The 23,494-nt window shown below is 63.5% G+C and carries 21 protein-coding genes; 11 read left to right on the top strand and 10 right to left on the bottom strand.

The window, feature by feature from the left end:
• Positions 1–94: 94 nt before the first annotated feature.
• Together ACFSJC_RS15225 and ACFSJC_RS15220 are read right to left on the bottom strand one after the other, a co-directional pair.
• On the bottom strand, positions 95–451 hold the full coding sequence (locus tag ACFSJC_RS15225; RefSeq protein WP_386027912.1) for a ribulose bisphosphate carboxylase small subunit: 357 nt from the start codon (positions 449–451) through the stop codon (positions 95–97).
• Positions 452–648: 197 nt separating this feature from the next.
• Positions 649–2,067 carry a form I ribulose bisphosphate carboxylase large subunit gene (locus ACFSJC_RS15220; RefSeq protein WP_386027910.1) on the bottom strand — a complete coding sequence of 473 codons (1,419 nt, stop codon included), beginning with the start codon at positions 2,065–2,067 and terminating at the stop codon, positions 649–651.
• A gap of 265 nt (positions 2,068–2,332) precedes the next feature.
• Here ACFSJC_RS15220 and ACFSJC_RS15215 point away from each other — a divergent pair, with 265 nt between their 5' ends.
• The 9 genes from ACFSJC_RS15215 to modC all read left to right on the top strand — a co-directional run bounded on the left by ACFSJC_RS15215 (position 2,333) and on the right by modC (position 11,443).
• Positions 2,333–3,277 carry a LysR family transcriptional regulator gene (locus ACFSJC_RS15215; RefSeq protein ID WP_386027908.1) on the top strand — a complete coding sequence of 315 codons (945 nt, stop codon included), beginning with the start codon at positions 2,333–2,335 and terminating at the stop codon, positions 3,275–3,277.
• 130 nt (positions 3,278–3,407) lie between these two features.
• Positions 3,408–5,357 carry a 1-deoxy-D-xylulose-5-phosphate synthase gene (gene dxs, locus ACFSJC_RS15210; RefSeq protein WP_386027906.1) on the top strand — a complete coding sequence of 650 codons (1,950 nt, stop codon included), beginning with the start codon at positions 3,408–3,410 and terminating at the stop codon, positions 5,355–5,357.
• Between the two features lie 69 nt (positions 5,358–5,426).
• Entirely contained in the window at positions 5,427–6,203 is a 777-nt protein-coding gene (gene gloB / locus ACFSJC_RS15205) for a hydroxyacylglutathione hydrolase (protein WP_386027905.1), read from the top strand.
• Complete coding sequence (gene modD, locus ACFSJC_RS15200; protein WP_386027904.1) at positions 6,196–7,068, top strand: ModD protein; 873 nt, start codon at positions 6,196–6,198, stop codon at positions 7,066–7,068. The genes gloB and modD overlap by 8 nt, the downstream gene beginning before the upstream one ends.
• Before the next feature lie 173 nt (positions 7,069–7,241).
• Positions 7,242–7,661, top strand: coding sequence for a hypothetical protein (locus tag ACFSJC_RS15195; RefSeq protein ID WP_386027902.1), 420 nt, complete (start codon positions 7,242–7,244; stop codon positions 7,659–7,661).
• 175 nt (positions 7,662–7,836) lie between these two features.
• Positions 7,837–8,649, top strand: a complete 813-nt coding sequence (locus ACFSJC_RS15190) for a TOBE domain-containing protein (RefSeq protein WP_386027901.1) — start codon at positions 7,837–7,839, stop codon at positions 8,647–8,649.
• Positions 8,650–8,759: 110 nt separating this feature from the next.
• Positions 8,760–9,500 (top strand): molybdate ABC transporter substrate-binding protein, encoded by a 741-nt coding sequence (gene modA, locus ACFSJC_RS15185; RefSeq protein ID WP_386027900.1) that lies wholly within the window; start codon positions 8,760–8,762, stop codon positions 9,498–9,500.
• Positions 9,501–9,658: 158 nt separating this feature from the next.
• Positions 9,659–10,336: a molybdate ABC transporter permease subunit gene (modB, locus tag ACFSJC_RS15180; protein ID WP_386027899.1), complete on the top strand. Its 678-nt coding sequence runs from the start codon at positions 9,659–9,661 to the stop codon at positions 10,334–10,336.
• Positions 10,337–10,360: 24 nt separating this feature from the next.
• Entirely contained in the window at positions 10,361–11,443 is a 1,083-nt protein-coding gene (gene modC / locus ACFSJC_RS15175; protein WP_386027897.1) for a molybdenum ABC transporter ATP-binding protein, read from the top strand.
• A gap of 107 nt (positions 11,444–11,550) precedes the next feature.
• On the opposite strand, the gene ACFSJC_RS15170 is transcribed toward modC, so the two are convergent.
• From ACFSJC_RS15170 to ACFSJC_RS15135, 8 genes are all read right to left on the bottom strand, one after another.
• A complete protein-coding gene (locus ACFSJC_RS15170) occupies positions 11,551–11,988 on the bottom strand; it encodes a chemotaxis protein CheW (RefSeq protein ID WP_386027896.1) in 438 nt (145 codons plus the stop codon).
• On the bottom strand, positions 11,985–12,479 hold the full coding sequence (locus ACFSJC_RS15165) for a hypothetical protein (RefSeq protein ID WP_386027895.1): 495 nt from the start codon (positions 12,477–12,479) through the stop codon (positions 11,985–11,987). The genes ACFSJC_RS15170 and ACFSJC_RS15165 overlap by 4 nt, the downstream gene beginning before the upstream one ends.
• Positions 12,480–12,489: 10 nt before the next feature.
• The gene (locus tag ACFSJC_RS15160; RefSeq protein ID WP_386027894.1) at positions 12,490–16,005 is read right to left on the bottom strand and encodes a hybrid sensor histidine kinase/response regulator; all 3,516 of its coding nucleotides are present in this window, start codon (positions 16,003–16,005) and stop codon (positions 12,490–12,492) included.
• 88 nt (positions 16,006–16,093) lie between these two features.
• A complete protein-coding gene (locus ACFSJC_RS15155) occupies positions 16,094–18,238 on the bottom strand; it encodes a methyl-accepting chemotaxis protein (RefSeq protein ID WP_386027893.1) in 2,145 nt (714 codons plus the stop codon).
• A gap of 208 nt (positions 18,239–18,446) precedes the next feature.
• The gene (locus ACFSJC_RS15150; protein ID WP_386027892.1) at positions 18,447–19,022 is read right to left on the bottom strand and encodes a chemotaxis protein CheW; all 576 of its coding nucleotides are present in this window, start codon (positions 19,020–19,022) and stop codon (positions 18,447–18,449) included.
• 31 nt (positions 19,023–19,053) lie between these two features.
• The gene (locus tag ACFSJC_RS15145) at positions 19,054–19,416 is read right to left on the bottom strand and encodes a response regulator (RefSeq protein ID WP_386027891.1); all 363 of its coding nucleotides are present in this window, start codon (positions 19,414–19,416) and stop codon (positions 19,054–19,056) included.
• Positions 19,417–19,514: 98 nt separating this feature from the next.
• Entirely contained in the window at positions 19,515–20,345 is an 831-nt protein-coding gene (locus ACFSJC_RS15140) for a response regulator (RefSeq protein ID WP_386027889.1), read from the bottom strand.
• Positions 20,346–20,523: 178 nt separating this feature from the next.
• Positions 20,524–20,808 (bottom strand): nitrogen fixation protein NifZ, encoded by a 285-nt coding sequence (locus ACFSJC_RS15135; RefSeq protein ID WP_386027888.1) that lies wholly within the window; start codon positions 20,806–20,808, stop codon positions 20,524–20,526.
• Positions 20,809–21,026: 218 nt separating this feature from the next.
• On the opposite strand from ACFSJC_RS15135, the gene nifU reads away from it, so the two are divergent.
• Both nifU and nifS read left to right on the top strand, forming a co-directional pair.
• Positions 21,027–21,932, top strand: a complete 906-nt coding sequence (gene nifU / locus ACFSJC_RS15130) for a Fe-S cluster assembly protein NifU (RefSeq protein WP_386027886.1) — start codon at positions 21,027–21,029, stop codon at positions 21,930–21,932.
• Positions 21,933–22,064: 132 nt separating this feature from the next.
• Positions 22,065–23,291 carry a cysteine desulfurase NifS gene (gene nifS, locus ACFSJC_RS15125; protein WP_386027885.1) on the top strand — a complete coding sequence of 409 codons (1,227 nt, stop codon included), beginning with the start codon at positions 22,065–22,067 and terminating at the stop codon, positions 23,289–23,291.
• Positions 23,292–23,494 lie beyond the last annotated feature (203 nt).

Raw genomic sequence — 23,494 nt, 5'->3', positions numbered from 1 at the left:
CACCAACCAAGAGCCCCTTCGGCGGGGAAGATGGCGAGATCCTCCCAACCCGACGGGGCTCATCGGGCTCAAGCGTGGATGCGGATGCAGCGGATCAGACTGGCTTGCCGCGATAGACCACCATTTCGGCGCCCTTGGACTGGGCGTAGTTGTCGTAGCCGATCAGACGCACGTGATTATCGGGATGCGCCTTGTGGCAGGCCTCGGCCTCGGCCAGGATGGTTTCGACATCGGTCTCGCCGAACAGCGGCAGTTTCCACATGTACCAGAAGTGGTCGAAGGCGTTCTCCGGCTCGGTGTGCTCGATGGCCGGATTCCAGCCCTTGCCGACGATGTACTCGACCTGCTTGCGAATGCGCTCGGCATCCATGGCCGGGAGATAGGAAAAGGTCTCGAACTTACGGCTGTTGACGTCTTCGAGACTGGAGGTGTAGTCCTGCATTTCGCTCATTTGATTTGCACCTGAAATTTGAACCGCAAAGGCGCGAAGGTCGCAAAGATCTCTTTGATGACTAATTCGCTGGAACCCTCAAGCCCAAGCAGTTGAAACAGTTGGAATCGGAGATGTCGTTCTCGATTGACCGCTAAGCGCAGCAGACACCTGCTGAAAGAACCTTCGTGCCCTTTGCGCCTTTGCGGTTCAATCCCTTACTTATGCGACACGTCCAGCTTGTCGACGGTGTCGAACTCGAACTTGATTTCCTTCCAGGTCTCCATCGCGATCTTGAGTTCTGGGCTGGAGGCGGCGGCCTTGAGCAGCACCTCCTTGCCTTCCTTCTCGATGGCGACGCCTTGGTTGCGGGCCTCGACGCAGGCCTCCAGCGCGACACGGTTGGCGGCGGCGCCGGCCGCGTTGCCCCAGGGGTGGCCCAGGGTGCCGCCGCCGAACTGCAACACGGCATCGTCACCGAAGATGGTCACCAGCGCCGGCATGTGCCAGACGTGGATGCCGCCGGAGGCGACCGCGAAGGCGCCGGGCATGGCGCCCCAGTCCTGATCGAAGAAGATGCCGCGCTTGCGGTCCTCCTTGATGTATTTCTCGCGCAGCAGATCGATCCAGCCCAGGGTCGATTCGCGGTCGCCCTCCAGCTTGCCGACCACGGTGCCGGTGTGCAGATGGTCGCCGCCCGACAGACGCAGGATCTTGGTCAGCACCCGGAAGTGGATGCCGTGGTTCGGATTGCGGTCGAGCACGGCGTGCATGGCGCGGTGGATGTGCAGCAGCAGACCGTTATCGCGGCACCACTGGGCAAGGCCCGTGTTGGCGCAGAAGCCGCCGGTGATGTAGTCGTGCATGATGATGGGCGCGCCGATCTCCTTGGCGTACTCGGCACGCTTGTACATCTCCTCGGGCGTCGGCGCGGTCACGTTCAGATAGTGGCCCTTGCGCTCGCCGGTCTCGCGCTCAGCCTTGTCGATGGCCTCCATGACGAAGTCGAAACGTTGGCGCCAGCGCATGAAGGGCTGCGAGTTGACGTTCTCGTCGTCCTTGGTGAAGTCGAGACCGCCGCGCAGGCACTCGTAGACCGCGCGTCCGTAGTTCTTGGCCGAGAGGCCCAGCTTGGGCTTGATGGTGCAGCCGAGCAGCGGGCGGCCGTACTTGTTCATGATGTCGCGCTCGACCTGGATGCCGTGCGGCGGTCCGTTGCAGGTCATGACGTAGGCGATCGGGAAGCGCACGTCCTCCAGGCGCAGGGCGCGCACGGCCTTGAAGCCGAACACGTTGCCGACCAGCGAGGTGAAGACGTTGACCACCGAGCCTTCCTCGAAGAGGTCGATCGGATAGGCGATGAAGGCGTAGAAGGCGTCGTCGTTGCCGGGCACGTCCTCGATGGCGTAGGCGCGGCCCTTGTAGTAGTCGAGGTCGGTGAGCAGATCGGTCCAGACCGTGGTCCAGGTGCCGGTCGAGGACTCGGCCGCGACGGCCGCAGCGGCCTCTTCGCGCGGGACGCCGGCCTGTGGGGTGATCTTGAAGCACGCCAGGATGTCGGTGTCCTTGGGCGTGTACTCGGGCATCCAATAGGTTTCGCGATATTCCTTCACGCCAGCGTTATATGTCTTGGCCATTCTCGTATCGTCCTCCGCAAGGGTGTTGATGTGGCCTGGCCCCGCCAGGCCGAGCGCTGGATGGAGCCGCTCTGCTCGTCTTCAAGTCTGAAGCAGATTATTCGCGGGAAAAAACATAATTGAAAGTCAGGTTTTTTTATGGGATACATCAGCATTCAATTATGAATCAACCAGTATCCAGCCAGCCAGCCCAACGGATCATCGCCCCTCGCCAGGCTTTACACAACACGAGACTGACGACCGAAGACGGACTGCAATCCCTGATATGAACATCTCACTGAGACAACTCCGCGTCTTCGAGGCGGTCGCCCGCCACCTGAGCTACACCCGCGCGGCCGAGGAACTGCACCTCAGCCAACCGGCCGTGTCCATGCAGGTACGCCAGTTGGAGGATGCGATCGGACTGCCGCTGTTCGAACGGCTGGGCAAGCGCATCCTCCTGACCGAGGCCGGCGAAGAGGTACACCACTACGGCCAGACCATCGACCGCTCGCTGGGCGAGATGGAAGAGGTGATGGAATCGCTCAAGGGCATCAACAGCGGGCGACTGCAGGTCGCCGTCGCCAGTACGGTCAACTATTTCGCGCCCCGCTTGCTGGCGGTCTTCCAGCGGCGCTATCCGGGAATCACGCTCAAGCTGGTCGTCACCAACCGCGAGGAACTGGTCCAGCTCCTCGACGGCAACGCAGTGGATCTGGTGTTGATGGGACTGCCGCCCAAGACGGTCGAGGTCGAGTCCGAGGTGTTCATGGAGAATCCGCTGGTGGTCGTCGCGCCACCCGATCACCCGTTGGCTGAAACACGGGGGATCTCCATGTCGCGCCTCGCCGAAGAGGTCTTCGTCATGCGGGAGAAAGGCTCGGGCACCCGCCAGGCGATGGAGCGTTTCTTCGCCGAGCGTGGTCTAAGCATCCGCCACGGCATGCAGATGACCCGCAACGAGGCCGTGAAGCAGGCGGTCCGCTCGGGGCTCGGCTTGAGCGTGGTATCGCTGCACACCATCGAGCTGGAGCTGGAGACAGGGCGACTGGTCACCCTCGACGTGGACGGATTCCCCGATCGGCGCCAGTGGTATCTGGTCTATCGTCGAGGCAAGCGCCTGTCCCCTGCCGCCAAGGCGTTCCGCGAATTCGTAATCGCCGAGGCCGCAGGCATCGCCGCGCCAACGCTGTTCGCACGGGAATCGAAACCGAGCGAACGAACCCCCTGAATGACACCGAATCGATGCTGATTACCATGTATTTCATATGGCATTAGTTCGCACAGAGGGTTTCCGATTGGTCAGTCGCTCGACGATTCGACTAAACTATTTGGCTTGTCCCAAAATAGACTCTCAGATCATGCCACACCGCACCTTGAGCGATCCCGGTGTCGCTTCGCACCGACATCCACTCCTTGATTCGATCGACTCGCCACTGGACCTGCGCGCCCTATCCGAGAGTCAACTACCCGAGGTCGCGAGCGAGCTACGCAGCTTCCTTGTCGAATGCGTCTCCCAGACCGGAGGACACCTGGCGGCCGGACTGGGCGTCGTCGAGCTGACACTCGGGCTCCATTACGTCTTCGATACGCCACGCGACCGGATCGTCTGGGACGTGGGCCACCAGGCCTATCCGCACAAGATCCTCACCGGGCGGCGCGACCGCATGTGCACGCTGCGCCAGAAGGACGGCGTCTCCGGCTTTCCCAAGCGCTGCGAGAGCGAATACGACGCCTTCGGCGTCGGCCACTCCAGCACCTCCATCAGCGCCGCGCTCGGCATGGCCCTAGCCGCCAAGCAGAAGGGCGAGCGGCGCACCGTCATCGCCGTCATCGGCGACGGGGCGCTCAGCGCCGGCATGGCCTTCGAGGCGCTCAATCACGCCGGCTCCATGGACATCGATCTGGTCGTCATCCTCAACGACAACGAGATGTCGATCTCGCCGCCGGTCGGTGCCATCAGCAATCACCTGGCCCGGCTGCTCTCCGGCAAGCTCTACACCAGCGTGCGCGAGGGCAGCAAGACAGCCCTGGCCGGCATGCCCCAATTGCGCCATCTGGTCGGGCGCTGGGAGGAGCACGTCAAGGGCATGCTGATGCCGAGCACCCTGTTCGAAGAGCTGGGCTTCAACTACATCGGCCCCATCGACGGACACGATCTCGGTTCGGTCACCCGCACCCTGCGCAACATCAAGGACATGCCCGGACAGCGTCTGCTGCACGTGGTCACCCAGAAGGGACGCGGCTACGAGCCGGCCGAGGGTCAGCCGACGACCTATCATGGCGTCACCCCCTTCGACCGCCACACCGGCGAGCTGCGCAAGGGCAAGAGCAAGGGTCCGACCTATACCCAGATCTTCGGCGGCTGGCTGTGCGATGCGGCCGCCGAGGACCCGCGCCTGGTCGGCATCACCCCGGCCATGTGCGAGGGCTCCGGCCTCACCGCCTTTTCCAAACGCTTCCCAGATCGCTATTTCGACGTCGGCATCGCCGAGCAGCACGCCGTCACGCTCGCCGCCGGCATGGCCTGCGAGGGACTCAAGCCGGTCGTCGCCATCTATTCGAGTTTTCTGCAACGCGCCTACGATCAGCTCATCCATGACGTGGCGCTGCAGAACCTGGACGTCACCTTTGCCGTCGATCGCGGCGGTCTGGTCGGCGCCGACGGCGCGACCCATGCCGGCAGTTTCGATCTGAGCTTCACCCGCCCGATCCCGAACATGGTGATCATGGCGCCCTCGAACGAAAACGAATGTCGTCAGATGCTCAAGACCGCCTTCGAATACGAAGGTCCGGCGATGGTGCGCTATCCGCGCGGCGGCGGCCCGGGTGTCGCGATCGATCCCAAGATGCCCGCCTTGCCGATCGGGCGCGGCGAGATCGTCCGTCAAGGTCAAGGAGGCGTGGCACTGCTCGCCTTCGGAAGCATGGTGACGCCCGCGCTCAAGGCCGCCGAGGCACTCGACGCCACGGTCGCCAACATGCGTTTCGTCAAGCCGCTGGATCTCGATCTCATCCAGGAGCTGGCCGACACCCACGAACTGCTGGTCACGGTGGAGGAGAACGCCATCGCTGGCGGCGCCGGCAGCGCGGTGGCCGAGGCGCTCGCCGGCCTCGGTCGTACCGCGCGCTGCATCCAACTGGGACTGCCCGACAGCTACATCGACCACGCCCAGCACGGCGAGCAGCTGGCGGCCTGCGGCCTCGATGCGGCTGGTATCCTCGCCAGCGTGCAAGCCCAACTGAACGGCGCCGACTGGAAACAGGACGACGCCGACGCGCCGATACGGCAGCAGGGACTGGGCTCCTGAGCGCCACCCCGTCTCGGATCAGGATCACGCTGGTTTCGGGCCATCCGAAACCAGCCACGGAGGCCCGATATGCTTCAGGTTCGCCCAATCCCCGCCTTCTCGGACAACTACATCTGGCTCCTGACCGAAACCGACGACAGCGCGGTCGTGGTCGATCCGGGAGATGCCGACCCAGTGCTGGAACTGCTGCAGCACGAAGGCCGAACCCTGACCGGAGTGCTGGTGACCCACCATCACTACGACCACATCGGCGGCATCCCCGACCTGCGAGCCGCATTCCCGGACCTCCAGGTCTATGGCCCGGACGACGAGCGACAGCGCTCGCCAAGCCACGTCTGTCGTGAGGGCGATGAAATCCAACCTGCCGGACTCTCCACCCGCTTCCAGGTGATGGAGATTCCGGGTCACACCGCCACCCACATCGCCTTTCTCGGCGACGGCAAGCTCTTCTGCGGCGACACCCTGTTCGCCGCCGGTTGCGGACGCGTCTTCGACGGTACCTTCGAGCAGCTCGCCCACTCGCTGGAACGCATCGCCGCCCTCCCCTTCGACACCCTCTGTTATTGCGCCCACGAATACACCTTGGCCAATCTCGGATTCGCCGAATGGGTCGAACCCGACAACCCAGCGCTGGCCGAGCGCACGCCCCACGAGATCGCCTGCCGCCAGCGCGGCGAGCCGACGGTTCCGATGCAGCTCGACCTGGAATTGGCCACCAATCCGTTCCTGCGTGTCCGAGAGCCGACGGTCATGGCTGCGGCCGTAGGCTTTGCAGGCCACCCGCTGAACACGGGGGCCGAGATTTTCACCGCGCTACGGCGCTGGAAGGACGAACGCTATGACTGACTCCGCGACGCGACCGGCGATCCCAGGAATGCCGCCGGTCCTCAGCGACCAAGAACTGCACCAGCTCCTCAATGAAGATGTCCCCTTCGGCGATCTGACCACCGACTCGCTCGGCATCGCCGCGCTGCCCGGACGCATCCGCTTCTTCGCCCGCGACCCCATGGTTCTGTGCGGAATCGAGGAGGCCGCGCGGCTGTTCGAGCTCTGCGGCGCACGCGCCGAACTGTATCTGACCTCCGGCAGCGAGGCACCGAACGAGACGCTGCTGCTGGAGGCATCCGGAAACGCGGGCGCACTGCATCGCGGCTGGAAGACCGCTCAAACGCTGGTCGAATGGTGCTCTGGCATCTCGACCCGCGCCGCCGCCATCGTCGCCGCCGCGCACCGGGGCAACCCAAACGCCATGGTGGCCGGAACCCGCAAGAACGTGCCCGGCAACCGCCGTCTCGCGGTCAAATGCTTCAAGGCCGGCGGTGCCGTCATGCACCGCAACGGTCTGTCCGAGACCCTGCTCATCTTCGCCGAGCATCGCCAATTCATGCCCGACGCCTCGCCGGCCCAGATGATCGAGCGGCTGCGCCGCCAGTGTCCCGAGAAGCGCGTCGTGGTCGAGGTCGCAACCCCCGAGGAGGCGCTCGAATGGGCCGAGGCCGACGTGCTCCAGCTTGAAAAATTCACACCCCAGGCCGTCGCCCAAGTCGCCCAGGCTTTGACCGAATGCGGCTCCAGCACGGTCATCGCCGCCGCCGGCGGAATCAACGCCGCCAACGCCGAGGACTACGCCCGCGCCGGCGCGCGCCTGCTGGTCACGACCGCCCCCCACCTGGCCCCGCCACGGGACGTTCAGGTGCGCTTCCAATCCTGACGGGCCACACGTAGCCTAGGTGCAGCGCAGCGAAACCCAGGGAACCAACCTCGGCGGCATCCCCGGATTCCGCTCGCACTCCATCCGGGCTACGGGCATCAAAATCGTGGCATGTATTTCGCTTACATGGTGAAAAACAGCGATTCGCCTACCACTCATCGCGAGGTTTCCCGATGTCCGGCCCACGCCTGATCATGTACCACAAGCAAGCCACCAGTGCCCGCACCCGGTTTCTGAAACTGCCCTATGGCGGCGTCTGTGGTTTCGAGGCGCTGCCCGAGGGGGCCTCGCTGGCATCGGGCGACGGCGAATCCGAGAGCCTGGTCTCGCACCCGGCCCCGCTGCTGCGCGAGGCCGAATCCCAGCTCGGACTGGCCACGGGCTCGCTTGAGGCCGAGAGCGGCTATCGCTGCAAGATCAACTGGGAAGAGGGCTCGGCCGAGGTCTATCTGGCCCATTTCACCAGCATCGATCCGCCCTTCGATGAGGTCTCGGCACAGGGTGCAACATTTATCGACCTGACCCAGGCACGCAACTTGCCTCAAGTCGAACTGGCGCTGCTGCGGCTCGCCTACGAGCACATCCTGGGCTGAGATTTCTGGATCCAGGATTGTTGGGTTTGCCCCCAGACCGCCTCGACTGTCGCCAATCCAACAGCCGAAGACGACCGAGCAACGGGGCGAATGACCCTGCTTTCGCCCAATGCACGTATCGTTATACCATAGAGAATACAACGCAGATTCCACCGAGCCTCGACATCCATCCCGCATGACCGAATCCATCGAACAAGACCTCGCGACGAGCGGCACGCTCCGGCTCGACATGAAGGACCATCGTTTCGTCGGGCACGGACGCATCGACCTCCTGCGCCGTATCGGCGAGACGGGATCCATCTCTCAGGCCGCCCGTTCGATGGGGATGTCCTACAAGCAGGCCTGGGACTCGGTCGACGCCATGAACAACCTCTCCGCTCAAGCACTGGTGCGTCGGCGCACCGGCGGACGCCATGGAGGAGGGACCGAACTGACGGACGAGGGACGGCGTCTGATCGCGGTCTACGAGGCGGCGGAACGCGAACATCGGCGCTTTCTCGAACGTCTCAGTCACAGCATCAAGGACTTCGATCGGTTCGAATCCTTATTGGGAGTCCTGAACATGAAGGTCAGCGCCAGAAACCACTTGCGCGGACGCGTTACCGAGATCAAGGCCGGCGCGGTCAACGCCGAAGTCACGCTCGACATCAATGGCACTCCATTGGTCGCCATCATCACCAACGAGAGCGTCCAGTCGCTGGGCCTTGAACCGGGCATCGAGGCGTTCGCCCTGATCAAATCCTCCTTCGTGATCCTGGCCACCGAGGACGGCGGCCTCCGAACCTCCGCCCGCAACCGTCTGTGCGGCACCATCGAGCGCATCACCAACGGCTCGGTCAACACCGAGGTCGTGCTCGCGCTGGACGGTGGGGCTCGTCTGACGGCCATGGTCACCAACGACAGCGCCCAGGATCTGGAGCTCGTCGAGAACGGACGCGCCTGCGCCCTGATCAAGGCACCGCACATCATCCTGGCCGTCAGCGGCTAATCCGACGATCCGCCCCACAACCGATCCGCCCTTTCGCAGGCAACCCGTTATATCTCATTTGATATATCGAAACCCTTACCCATCCAATCACCCTACGTTGGAGATCCACCATGAAAGTCATGCACAAAACGCTCGCCGTTCTCCTGCTGGCAAGCGCTACAACGCTCGCCCAGGCCGATGAGGTCAAGGTCGCGGTCGCGGCCAACTTCACCGCCGCCATGAAGGAAATCGCCACCGCGTTCGAGCAGTCGACCGGGCACACGGCGCTGGTCAGCTTCGGCTCTACGGGCAAGCTCTACACCCAAATCACCAACGGCGCCCCCTTCGAGGTCTTTCTTGCCGCCGACCAGGCCCGCCCCGAGAAACTCGTCAAGGAGGGCGAGGCGAGCGGCGAATTCACCTACGCGGTGGGTAAGCTGGTGCTCTGGAGCACGGATCCCACGCTCATCACGGACGGCGGCGCGGTGCTGAGCAGCGATCGGTTCGAGAAGCTGGCGATCGCCAACCCCAAGACGGCCCCCTATGGCGCCGCCGCGATCGAGGTGCTGAAGGCGCTCGGGCTGGAGGACGGCATCAAGTCCAAACTGGTCCAGGGTGACAACATCGCCCAGACCTATCAGTTCGTCGCCACCAAGAACGCCGAGCTCGGCTTCGTCGCCCTGGCACAGACCGTGAAGACACAAGGCGGGTCCAGCTGGAACATCCCAGAAGACCTCTATACCCCCATCCGTCAGGACGCCGTGCTGCTGAAGAAGGGCGATGACAACCCGGCCGCCAAGGCGCTGATCGATTACCTCAAGGGACCCGAGGCGCGGGCCGTGATCGAAAAGTACGGTTACGGGGTAGAATGATTCACGAATCGCCCGCGACCGCTTGAATCGGGAATCTGTCGCTAGATGATTCCCAAGGTTGCCGGCGACGCTCATACCAAACGATGCACGAGGGTATGAATGTCGCCGGCAACCGCTAGACCCTCCTCCCTAGGACTGATCCCAGGAACCCGCATACAGTGACGCTCAACCTCGAACCGCTGTGGCTGACGCTCAAGCTGGCCAGCCTCACCACGGCCGTGCTGCTCGTGGTCGGAACCCCGATCGCCTGGTGGCTCTCCCAAACCCGCTCGCGGATGAAACAGGTGGTCGCAACGGTCGTCGCCCTGCCGCTGGTGCTTCCGCCCACGGTCCTGGGCTTCTATCTGCTGCTCCTGCTCGGGCCAGCGGGCCCCATCGGCAAACTCACCGAGGCGCTCGGTCTGGGCACCCTGCCCTTCACCTTCGCGGGCCTGGTCGTCGGATCCGTGATCTATTCGCTGCCCTTCCTGGTGCAACCGGCGCACAACGCCTTCGAGGCGATCGGCTCGCGCCCGCTGGAGGTGGCGGCCACGCTACGCGCCTCGCCGCTGGACCGATTCTTCAGCGTCGCGCTGCCACTGGCGCTGCCGGGCCTGCTGTCCGGGGGCATCCTGGCCTTCGCCCATACCGTGGGCGAATTCGGCGTCATCCTCATGATCGGCGGCAATATCCCGGGCGAGACCAAGGTCCTGTCGATCGCCATCTACGACCATGTGGAATCGCTCGAATGGACCCAGGCGCACTGGCTCGCTGGCGGCATGGTGCTCTTCGCCTTCTTGGTGGTACTGAGCATGAACCTTCTGGGTCAGCGCATGCGCCAGATTGGACAAGATTGAAGTTGAACGGGATCGAAGCTGGACATGATTGAACTCGACGTCGCCTTCCGACTCGATCGGGGCAACTTCACCCTGGACGTGGCCTTCACCGCACCGGGCCTCGGCATCACCGGACTCTTCGGCCGCTCCGGGTGCGGCAAGACCAGCATCCTGCGCTGCGTCGCCGGACTGGAACGCGCCGCCGGACACTGCCGGCTCGACGGCGAAACCTGGCAGGACGATGCCCAGGGCATCTTTCTCAAAGCGCACCGCCGGCCCATCGGCTACGTCTTCCAGGAGGCCAGCCTCTTCGCCCACCTCTCGGTGCGCGACAATCTGGAATACGGTATGCGCCGCGTTCCCGCCTCCGAGCGTCAGATCGCCTTCGACGAGGTGGTCGACCTGCTCGGCATCCGCCAACACCTGGACCGCGATCCGAGCGGCCTGTCGGGCGGCGAGCGCCAGCGCGTCTCGATCGCCCGGGCGCTCTTGACCAGCCCACGGCTGCTGCTGATGGACGAACCGCTCTCGGCGCTCGACCACACCAGCAAGCAGGACATCCTGCCCTATCTGGAACGCCTGCATGACACGCTGCGCATCCCGGTACTCTATGTCAGCCACGCCCCGGACGAGGTCGCCCGGCTTGCCGACCGCATCGTCCTGATGCGCGATGGGCTGGTGCAGGCGATTGGGTCGGCCACCGAAATCCTGTCGCGACTCGACCTGCCGCTGGCCCAAGACACCGAGGCCAGCGCCCTGATCGAGGGCCGCGTACAGAGCCATGACGACAACTACGACCTCACCCGAGTCGCAATCCCCGGCGGCACCTTGACCGTGGGACGTCTCGACCAGGCGACCGAATCGCGGATCCGGCTGCGCATCCACGCGCGCGACGTCAGCATCGCCATCCGCGAGCCCGAGACATCCAGCATCCTCAACGTGCTACCGGCCCGCATCGTCGAAATGCAGGAGATCGACCGCTCGCACCTCTTGGTGAAGCTCTGCACCGCCGGCGAACCCCACCCGCCCCTGCTCGCGCGCATCACCCGCTACTCGCGCGACCGGCTCCAGCTGAAGCCGGGACAGGAGGTCTTCGCCCAGGTCAAGGCCGTGGCGCTGATGGATTGAGGCCGAGAACGGGCCGGATTAGAGGATCCGACCGCCGAGCACCGCGACGCCCTGTCGACGCGCGCGGCAGCGCCTGGATCCTGGGTCAGGCTCAGACGCCCGAGGCTTCAGTTGAAGAGACGCTGGAGGTCCAACACCGGGAGCGGGCGTTCGTCGCGTTCGAAACAGGCACAGCTGATCTGGCGCCACGGCTGGAGTTCAGACGGCAGATCGCAGGCCCAGGCATCGTCCACGTCGATGCGCTGCGGCGCCGAGGCCAGCAGCAATCCGCCGAACTCGGGCGACGCTGCGCCAGCCATCGACTGAAAACCGACAACGGCGACGATAGGATCCGCAATGCCCGGCGCGCCCGGATCGGCCCAGACGCCCACATCGAACACGGGCAGAACGCCCTGCTCCCAGAGCAGAACCCGCCGACAATAGGGCGGCGCGCAGGGAACCTCGTGCGTCTCGGATCGATGCACCAGGTGCAGCAGTTCGCGCTGACCGATCGCCGCCTGCGCCCCGCCGGCGAACGTGAGTAACCACCCACTGCATCGACTCATGTCTCGGCGACCTCACGCCCGATCCGGCGATCGAGACCGATAGCGGTTCCAATGCAACGCGCAAGACTCGCCGCGTCCGTTCCGCATACGAGCCTCCCGTGATCAGAGGACAACCCGAGAATGGGCGAGCCAGCACCCAGCATGGACCGAGGCGGGGCGCGGAATGCCAGCGGTTCTCCACGGGAGACCAGCACGTCGTCACAGAGCAGGCCGAAGAAATTCCTGCCATCCCCGATGACGGCGCAGACCGGTCGCGCGGCAGAGGCCGCGTCGACCTGCGGCGTCAGATCGAACGACAGCGCGTAGACGGGCCGCCACTGCTCGGAAACGGCGATCCAGCCGACGCCCTGGGGCGGAGGATCGGTTCGAACCAGATCGCTGGCGGACTCGATCATGCGCAAATCGCCGGTATCCAGGAGGATGCGCACCCCCGCGAAGGACAAGAGGCCGCGCGCACTCAGAGCGACCTCGATGGTTGCGATATCACTCATGGCCGCGCACTCATCGCCCGACCAATGCGCCGATCTGGCGCATCAGGTCGTCCGAGTTGAAGGGCTTCGTCAGATAGATATCGACACCCTTGACCTGTGCCTGGTGGCGGTGCTTCTCGGTCGAGCGCGAGGTAATCATGACGATGGGCACCTCCTTGGTCTCCGCTCTGGCGCGGATATGGGATGTCAGTTCGAGTCCGTTCATGCGCGGCATCTCCAGGTCAGTCATGATGATATCGGGGACCAGACGGTCGAGGGCCGCGACCGCGTCGAGTCCGTCGATGGCCGTGCGCACCTCGAAACCCGCGTCCCTGAACAGTTGCGCGGTGGTGCGGCGGGCTGAAATCGAGTCGTCCACCACCAGGGCGGTACGAACGCCTGGCACACCGGCCGCCCCCATGTCCTCGCGCTCGACGCCAAGGCCAAGACGCGAACCGCGCGGATCACCGGCGGCCTCGACTGGCTGGCCGACACGCAGCAGATCCGGTAGGTCGATGACGGGCGCAACGCTGCCGTCACCCAGAATGGTCGCGCCGATCACACCGCCGATACGCCCGACGTAAGGCCCGAGCTTCTTGACGACCAGACTGCGGCTCTCGGCGATCTCCTCGACGAGCACCGCCTTGGACGCGCCCGAACTCATGCGAACCAGCAGCAACGCCTGTTCCGGCTTGGGCGACGTCTTGCCATCGCCGACATTCAGCAGATCGCCCAGCCTCAACGCATCGTAGAGCTGATCGCCGTGGCGGTAAGCCAACTGAGCGCCAACGCGCTGGAGCTGATCCTGGGTCAGGAAATGGATCTCATCGATGCCGCGCGTGGTCACCGCAAGCACGGTCCCGCGCAGACGCACCAAGAGCGCCTGAGCGGAGAGCAGCGTGGTCGGCAGACGGATCTCGACCGTGAGCCCGCGACCGGGCTCGGAGTGCAGCGCGATGGAGCCCTTGAGTTCCTCCACCATGGCGTGCACGGCATCAAGTCCGATCCCTCGGCCCGAGACCTGCGTGGCCTCGTCACGGGTGGAGAATCCCGCCGCGAGAATCAAGCGCGCAACCTGATCGTCCGAGAGCAAATCGCTGGTGCCGATCAGGTTGCGGCGCAGGGCAACGCGACGGATGTTGTCGATATCGAGTCCCTGACCATCGTCTCGACAGCTGACGATGATGAGATCGCCCTCGCGCTTGAACGACATCTCGATATGGCCGACCGGGTCCTTGCCGGCCGCCTGGCGTTCCTGGGGCATCTCGATCCCGTGATCCACGGCATTGCGCAACACGTGCATCAGCGCATCCACGAGATCGTTCAGCACGTTCCCGTCAACGAACGTCTCGGCACCCTTGATGACCAGATCCACCTCCTTGTCGAGAAGGCGCCCGGCCTGACGCACGGCACGCTGCAGACGCGAAACGACCGAGGAGACCGCGACCATTCGCGCCCGCAGCACCGCGTCCTGACTCGCCAGATGGAGCCTGGACTGCAAACCGACCAGGTCGTTGAGCTGGTTCAAGTGATCCTGTGCGCCGTGCGTCATCTCGCTGGCGTCGGTCGTCACCTCGACCAGGCGGCGGGTGACCGTGTGGAGCTCGCCGTATTGATCGAGTTCGAGCAGGTCGAACCCCGTGTCCTCGATGACCGGCTGCGGCATCGCAAGTCCGCGCAGATCGACCAAGTCTTCGAGTTCGTTCACCAATTGCCGCAGCAGTTCATTCTGCGCGTTCACCGAGCGCAACTGTTGCATCGCGAATTCGAGCCGATTCTGGATCTGCGCGGTCGAGGTCATGGACTCACCGACCAGACGCAACTGCTCGTCCACGAGCGTGGACGGAACGCGCAGCACGGGGGCAACGGCCTGATCGTGCCTGGCGTGCGGCGCATCGGCGTCGTTGGGGCCAGAGTCGGCGTCGGCTGCGCTCGGGCGCTCGGCGACCGCGACCTCGATGCCCTGAGCGTCGATCCGATTCGCCCAATTCAGCACGTCCTGCAGGACGTTGACGGCATCGTCCGGGGCATCGCCGGCGCCGACCAGTGCCTCGCTCATGACCTCCAGGCAGTCTGCGGCATAGGCCAACGTCTGCGACAACCCCAGATGGGGCAGCGCGGAATGGTCCGCCAGGGCGATCAGGATATCCTCGAGATAATGGGTCAGGTTGGCGATACCCTTGATGCCGACCGTATTGGCGGCGCCCTTGAGGGTATGGGCGGCACGCTTGGCGTTGTCGATGTCGGAAATCCGGCCATGTCCGGAGGCGATGCGCTGGACCGCCTCGGTAAAGGCGCCGGTCTGAATCGGCAGCTCGGTCAGCAAGCCTTCGAGCAACTCCTGATTGATGTCGTCCGGAGGGGTCAGAGAGACGTCCTCGGCCGTCGCCAGCACCACACGTTCCTCGGCCTCGCCCGTCTCCGGCTCGCAGAATTCGAGATGCGTCAGAGCCCCTGCGAGTGCCGACCAATCCAGGTCCAACTGAGAATCCACATCGAGATCGCGCAGGAAGGCGACCAGCGATTCGGCTTGCGGCCTGCGCGTCGGCGCGCAGAGGTGGCCGCGCAGGACATCCGGCAGGGTCGCCAACGCGACCGCCATGGCGGTCGCGGCCTCATCCGCCCGGTCCTGCCAGGTGCCGACCAGCGCATGGGCACCGAGGAGCAGCTTTCCGAGCACGGTCAGGCCGACCACCTCGGCTCCGCCGGCCATCCGGTCCAGCTCGTCGCTCAGTTGCTCCCAACCCAGCCGACGCTGTTCGGGGCTCGCATCCGCCGTCAACGCCAGTGCCTCGCCGAGACCCGCGAAATTCTGCTCCAGCGCATCGACGGCAAGCGCGAGAATGTCCGCGCTCACCTGCTGGGGGCTGTCGGCATCGAAGACGACATCGATCGACACGGGGTTCGCGGCCGATACATCGGCCCCGTCAGTCTGATCCGGCGTGCTATCGGACACTGTCGTCGAAGGGGTTGGAGCGGCCTCGCGAAGCGAGGGCTCAACCTCGACGGAATCCGTCTCGGATTCGCGAGCACCGACCAAAGACTGCACCAGATCCGATTGCAACTCCGAATCGAGCGCCTCGGCATCCGCTGACATCTCGGGATCATCCGCGAAATCTGGTGGAGAACAGAGCAGCATCCGCAGCATCTCGACGTCCTCGTCGGCCATGGCTGTCTGCCAATCGTCGGCCTGGAGAAAGGCGATCAGTGCTTCGGTGGCGGAGGCGTCGGTCGGCGTCACGACATAGTCCATGAGCAGCAGCGGAAACCGCGCGAGCAGGTCGCACATCCGCTCCTGGCGCGCCTCATCCTCCGCCGCTGCACAGATACGATCGGCCAAGACCGCACTCACGTCGATCAAACCCGGAAGGGCATTGGCGTCGGCCGCCTCCGCGAGGATTCCGAGCGCCTCCGTGAAGCGCTGGAGTCGCGTGGAGAGGCACTCCTCCGCAGCCTCGTCAGGCACGAGCGCGAAGGTCAAGGCGTCGATACAGTCGAACAACTGGGCGTTCGTGTCGCTCGACGTGAGCAAACTGTCAGTATCCAAGGGCGTTCCCATAGCGATTCCCGCCGCGATGATGGAAGACGATAGGCGCCTGAACCCTGACGAGAACGCCAGGGTTCAGGCCGGGAACTCACGCTGGGAGCTTGAACACGCGCACGGCCGAGAGCAGGCTGCGTGCGTACTCCACCAGGTTGGTGGTGTATTCGCCCTGCTCGGCCAGTCGCTGACTGGTCTGCTCGCTGCTCTTGCGGATCTCGGACGCGCGGGCGAGCAGTTCTCGACTCGCCTCGGCCTGCCCTTGCGAGGACATCGCGATCTTCTGTACCAGCTCCACCAGTCCGGAGGTCGTCGCCTGGGTCGTCTGCATCTGCTCGCCCGCTTGTTCGGCGAGCTTGCTGCCCTCGACAACCTGGGCGATCGCACTGTTCATGGTGTTGACGGTGTCCGCCGTCTCGACCTGGATACTGTTGACCAGCGTGGCGATCTGCGCCGTTGCCTGACGCGAGCTTTCTGCCAGACGCTGCACTTCGTCCGCAACGACCGCGAAGCCGCGTCCCGCCTCACCGGCCGATGCCGCGTGCATGGAGGCGTTGAGCGCCAGGATGTGGGTACGCTCGGCGATGGTGTTGATGATGTTGACGACCCCGCTGATCTCTTGCGAGCGTTCGCCAAGACGCTTGATCCGCTTTTCCGTCTCGCGGATCACGTCTCGCGTGCTGTTGATGCCGCCGACGGTACTGGTTACCGTTTCGAACGCGCGCTGGGTCGTCTTGATGGCATCGTCTGCGGCCTCGTTACACACCCGCGCAAGCTCGGCGATCTCGTTCATGGACGCGGACGCCTCGGCCAGCGCCGCCGCCGTATGTTCGACCTCGGTACGATCGGCCTCGGCCGCAGCGATAACGCTATCGGACTGCTCCTTCACCTTGAGCGAGGCAGAGGTCACGTCCGCCGAGATGTCCGACACCTCAAGCAACACCTTGCCGGTTTCGCTCGTCAGCAGGTTCAAGGCATCCGCGACCGCGCCCGTGACGTCCTCGGTCACCGGCACCTTGACCGTGAGGTCCTTGCGCGAGAGCTGCGCCACCGCCTGGAGCAGACCCAACACCGATTCGTTCAGCTGTTCGTTCTCGCGCTGGATGGCGTTCTGGATCGCGACGCGCTCGTCCATCATGCGGTCGAATGCGGTTCCGAGTTCACCCACTTCGTCGAACGTGTCCAGATTGGCGCGCGCCTCGTCATCACCTGTGGCGAGCCGTTGCACGACGCCGCGCAGATGGGCCAGCGGCTTCATTCTGCTGGAAATCGCAAGCCACAACAGACCCGACAAGAGAACGGCGCCGATCAGACCGAATACGGCGAGCATCTCCGCCATGGTTTTACCGTTCTTGGTGATCTCGGAAAACTCGGTACCGCCGGCAATGACCCAGCCCCAAAGCTCGGAGCGATCATAGGCGACGAATTTCTCCTCGGGGTTGTTCTCCTCGTCGTACCAGAGGTAGCTGAAGAACCCGGATTTCTGCTTCAGCAGCGAAACCAGCGTACCCGCCTGACCACTACCGTCCTTGATCTCTTGGACGCTTTGCCCTTGCAGATAGGGGTGGACCAGCATCAGACCACTCTTCGCATCGACCAGATAGGCATAACCCTGATCGCCGAAACGCGTCTCCTTGATCGTCGCGAACAGCTGAGCCAGGGTATCGCTTAAGTCCATACCCACAAACAGCACGGCGGCAACGCGGCCATCCTCCCCCTTAACTGGGGTGTATTGGGTCATGTAGTCTTTGCCGAACAAGTCCGCCCGACCGCTGAAGACGTTGCCGCCGATCAACGCACGGTAGGCGGGGTGGCTCTGACCCAGGACCGTGCCCAACTCCCGCTCGCCCTGCTGATCGCGCAGGGTCGTGGCAACGCGAACGAACTCATCGCCATTGCGGACGAAGACGGTCGCGGCCGCGCCGGTCCTCTCGGCAAAGGCGTCGAGCGCGGCTTCATCGTCGACCAGGCTCCGATCCCCCAGCATGACCTGGGGAACCTCCATGCCTCCGACGGAGATCTTCTGGTTCCGATCCACTCTCAGCCCGGCCTTGAACTCGTCATCGAATTGATGCGCAAGCTCGGCGACCTGCCGTTGCGTAATCTGATACACCAGGTCGGCAGTGCGCCTCAATCCATCGACCTGAGATTTGAAGTCCGACTGAGCCGCGCTGGTCATCGATTGGTCGATGAAACGACCGGAGAAGAAGATCAGGGTGGTCAAAATCAAAATAACCAAGAGGCCCGCAATCAATGTGATCTGATTCGCGAGCTTCAGGTTGGAAAACCGAAAACCGGAGGACGAGGGTAAGGACGTCGGTCTGGAACGGGGCATGCATTGCTCCTTGTGTTCGATTCGCCTTCAGGCGAATCGACCCGTGTTGCTGTCGAGTCCGTTCTAGCAGTCCGGACCCAGTGTGGAAACGTCGAGCCGTTGTCGTAACCTATCAGCGTGCGGCGTTCGCCGCCGAATCACTGAGAGCAAGAAAGAATGCCTGATGATCGAACTCCAACCAGACATCCTGTTCGACCCGAAAGCCCCCCGCGACGGCGCTCCGAAGAGCGGTTGGCATGCTCGGCAGATGAGCGAGATGGGTCAAACGGGAGAGTGCGACCGGTTGGGCGTCGATGAGGATGGCGACCGCAGACTCGCCCTTGTCCAAGACGAGGATCCAGTGGCCGCGACCTGTGTGCTGACGATCCAATGCGCAGATCATCGCCAAATCGAACACGGGAACCAGATTGCTGCGCAGATTGATCATCCCCAACAGCCAGGGCGCGCTATTGGGGATCGCGGCCACGGGCGCCATGGCGATGACCTCGCTCGCCGCACGCGGTTTAATCAAAAGGTTCAGAGAACCGACCCGAAAACCATAGCGAACCTGCTGCTGCGGCTGTCGCGCCTGATCGAATGAAGTTCCCTCGGGAAGCCGGAAGCGACTGAGCGCCTCCGTCGGCAACAGCCATTCCGTTTCAGGGTTTTTTTGGAGCCCGAGCGCCGACTCCTCGCGTCTTCCCGGCATCACCATTGTGCGGTCTCCCTACCGGCTGGCTTCAGATGTGAGCCTTGAGCTGGTCGATGACTTGCTCGGAACTGACCGGCTTGACGACATGCCCTTTCGCGCCCTGCATCTGCCCCCAGACCTTGTCCGCCTTCTGCCCCTTGCTGGTGACGAAGACAACGGGAATGCCCTTGGTCGCGGGGTCCTCGGACAGGACTCGGCAGGCCTCGTAACCATCCATGCCCGGCATGATGACATCGAGAAAGATGATCGATGGCTTTTCCGCCTTGGCCTTGGCGATCGCCTCCGCGCCGTCAAGCGCCGTGACGACGATGCAACCCGCGTCGGTCAGAATATTCTTGATATTGAGGAGATCCGTCGCCGAATCGTCGACAACGAGTGCCTTGGTAACCATATGTAGAACCTCGTGAATCACTGGAATCCGCAACCGCAGCTCTGAAAACGGGCAAGCGGCCGCATTCGAAATCGCACCCCGGACGCGTACCGCCGTACTTAGCCGACAATAGCGACCTCGGGCGCTTTCAGATACTTCTTCAGAATCGCCGTAAAGGTATTGCTCTCTACGGGTTTCACCAGATAGGTGTCGCAACCGGCCAGCGAGCCGCGCACCCGATCGAAGGGGGAGGATTTACCGGTCAGCATGATGACCGGCGTCCTCTTGTGGACACCGCTCTTCTTGATGGAACGGCAAATCTGATAGCCGTCCATGCCGCCGGGCAGGACGACATCCAGAAAGATGACGTCGAAATACCGCGTCGCGAGTAGCGCCATCGCCGCCTCGGCCGTCTCGGCGCAGGTGGCCTCCACCGCATGCTCGCGCAACGCCAGCTCCACCTGCGTGCGAATGGTCAGGCTGTCATCGACAACGAGTGCGGTATGGCGCCTGCCATGATCCATCAACGGAGCATCGTGGACGCCGTTGGACGCAGGTTTGGGAACCGGAGCTGGGGGAACGGCCTCGCCAGCCGGAAGCGGCGAAGTCTCGCCGAGCGTCTTGCCGACCAGAAGATCGAAGGCGCTCAGGAGACGGGACGCCACGATCGGTCGTCCGATGCTCGCGTCGTATTCGTCGGGAAAGTCGGAAGGATCGACGACCATCACTGGAATCTGTCGCGTCATGCGTGCACTGCGCAAAGACGCCAAGGCGGTCGCATCCCTACCGTCAACGACCCAGAAATCGGCATGGTCCGCATCCATCGCGGAAACGATCTTATAGGACCGAGGGCGGTTTCCGGACAACATGCAGAGACTCTTCAGTACCCGTCGCTCTGACTCCTTCAGCCCAAGCAGCATGATCGTGAACGTCGATTTCTTTGGCATCATGCGCATCGCGTCTTTCGCTCTCCTAAGCCCCCTTGTCAATGGCGCGCCAAGATACTCCGGAATGCCGTTGGTAACCGTAACCGGCGTCACAAAACGCTAAGCCCGCCCCCGAACAGGCGGCGTGGCCGGCGCCCTCACCGACTGCTTCGGCCACCCTCATGTAAAGTGGCCGCAGCACTCAAGCGTCATCAACCTCGGCACGGATCGCGCCCGGTTCCTCGCTGGACAACTCGTCCTCCCAACAGCCGGTCGGCGGCCCGAGCACCAGATCCTCACCCTCGAAACGCACCAGATACAGTTCCCTGCCTGGACTCTCCTCCAGGTGTCCGACATTGACGATGACGCCGCGCGCGCCTGCTTTGGCGATGAGCGCATCCTCGGCAAGATCTGGAATCCCGCCATCGTTGAAGATGTCGGTCGCGGCGAACACCATATCGCCGGGGTTGAGCTGAGTCACATTCATGGCGGACTTCCTTTGTAGGTTTTATCACTAAGGCGACGTATTTCGACTGTTTCAGAGATGACAAACCCGTCGTCGCCCAATTAAAAATAACTAATAAATTCAAAAGATTCAGCGCATAAAGCAACATGGCATAAGCTTTGCTTAATCCTCAGCATCAGCATTTTGCAAGACTCAAGCCATGCGCCGCAGGCGCCAGCCAACGAAGCAGGAGACAAGCCATGTGGGAGTATTCTGAGAAGGTCCAGGAACATTTCTTTAGCCCCCGCAACGCAGGGGCGGTCGAAGACGCCAATGCGACCGGCGATGTCGGCTCGCTGGCCTGCGGCGACGCGCTGCGTCTGACCCTCAAGGTCGACCCCGAGACGGACGTCATTCTCGACGCTGGCTTCCAGACCTTCGGCTGCGGTTCCGCCATCGCATCCAGCTCAGCCCTGACTGAGATCATCAAGGGCAAGACCCTGGACGAGGCGCTCAAGGTCACCAACCAGGAGATCGCCGACTATCTCGACGGACTGCCCCCGGAAAAGATGCACTGCTCCGTCATGGGTCGCGAGGCACTGCAAGCGGCCATCGCCAACTATCGCGGCGAAGAATGGAAAGACGACCACGAAGAAGGCGCGCTGGTGTGCAAGTGCTTCGCCGTCGACTCCACGCTGATCGAAAACACCATCCGCGACAACGGGCTGACCACGGTCGAGGACGTCGTCAATTTCACCAAAGCCGGCGGCGGCTGCTCGGCCTGCCACGAGGGCATCGAAGAGGTTCTGACCAAGGTCCTCGCCGAAGAAGGCAAATCCTTCACCCCCGCCGCGCGCTCGGTCGCCGTCGCCATGCCGACGGCTCCAGCCGCCCCGGCCAAGATGACCAACATCCAGCGCATTCGTCGCATCGAGACTGTCCTCGAATCCATCCGCCCCACCCTGCAACGCGACCATGGCGACGTGGAGCTGGTCGACATCGACGGCAAAAATGTCTATGTCAACATGAAGGGCGCCTGCTCCGGTTGCCAGATGGCCGCCGTGACCCTGGAAGGCATTCAGGAGCGCATCATCGACGAGCTCGGCGAATTCGTGCGCGTCCTGCCGGCCCAGGCCATGCCCAAGGCCGAGCGAGCTTACGGCTGAGCTGTGTCGGCCTTCAGCGGATCGGCCTCCAGCGATAGGGGTGCCCATCGTTGGCGGGCTCGCCTCTGACGAATGTGACCGACTCGATCGACGCGATGCACCTTTAGACCATACACCAGCAGGGCCAGAATCATGACCACTGATACCGAGATCCAGGGAATCTACTTCGACAACAACGCCACCACGATGGTAGACCCCGCAGTTGTCGAGGCCATGCTGCCCTTCTTCACCGAGCAGTTCGGCAACCCCTCCTCCATGCATCTGTTCGGCAACAAGGTCGGACTCGCGATCAAAAAGGCGCGAGGGCAGATTCAGGAACTTCTTGGCGCTGAACTCGACTCCGAGATCGTCTTCACCTCCTGCGGAACGGAGTCTGACTCCACCGCCATCCTCTCCGCGCTCAAGGCGCAGCCCGATCGCAAGGAGATCGTCACCACGGTCGTCGAGCACCCGGCCGTGCTCGCGCTCTGCGAACATCTGGAGAAGGATGGCTACAAGGTTCATTATCTGAAGGTCGACGGCAAGGGTCGGCTCGACCTGGACGCCTACCGCGAGGTGCTGTCGGATCAGGTCGCTATCGTTTCCGTGATGTGGGCCAACAACGAAACCGGCACCCTCTTCCCGGTGTTGGAGATGGCCGAGATGGCCAAAGAGGCCGGCGTCCTCTTCCACACCGACGCTGTGCAGGCGGTCGGCAAGGTACCGCTCGACCTCAAGAATTCGGCCATCGACATGCTCTCGCTCTCGGGGCACAAGCTGCACGCCCCCAAGGGCATCGGCGTGCTCTACGTGCGCCGCAACACCCGTTTCCGCCCGCTGCTACGCGGTGGACACCAGGAGCGCGGCCGGCGCGCCGGCACCGAGAACACCGCCTCCATCGTCGCACTCGGCAAGGCCTGCGAGATGGCGCTGGAACACATGAGCCACGAGCAGACCGCCGTCCGCGCGCTGCGCGATCGGCTCGAACAGGGCATCCTGGAAGCCGTGCCCTATTCGTTCGTGACCGGAGATCCCGACAACCGGCTGCCCAACACCGCCAACATCGCCTTCGAATACATCGAGGGCGAGGCGATCCTGCTACTGCTCAACAAGCTCGGTATCGCCGCCTCCAGCGGCTCGGCCTGCACCTCCGGCTCGCTCGAACCCTCGCACGTCATGCGCGCCATGGGAATTCCCTACACAGCCGCCCACGGTACCACCCGCTTCTCGCTCTCGCGCTACAACACCATGGATGAGGTCGAGCGCGTCATCCAGGCCGTACCCCCGATCGTCGCCCAGTTGCGCAAACTCTCGCCCTATTGGGGTGCAAACGGCCCGGTCGAAGAACCGGGCAAGGCCTTCGCACCGGCCTACGCGTAACAGGGAGCATCCGCGCTCCGAACACGCGCCAAGCGCTTGCCAGCCAACCGAACCGAGGGGCGCCCGCCCCTCGGGGCTCTCAAACCCCATCGATCACAAAGCAAGGCAGCACCTAAAAACGGCACCACTCCTAAAGCATCCCATTACACAGAACTTTGAGTGTACGATGGTGCGTTGTTTTTCCTGAGATATTTTGGAGCAGA

The sequence above is a fragment of the Thiorhodococcus fuscus genome (assembly GCF_042682685.1).
Taxonomy (GTDB): Bacteria; Pseudomonadota; Gammaproteobacteria; order Chromatiales; family Chromatiaceae; genus Imhoffiella; species Imhoffiella fuscus.
Note: the sequence above shows the minus strand (reverse complement) of the source record. Positions and strands in the feature narration are given on the sequence as shown.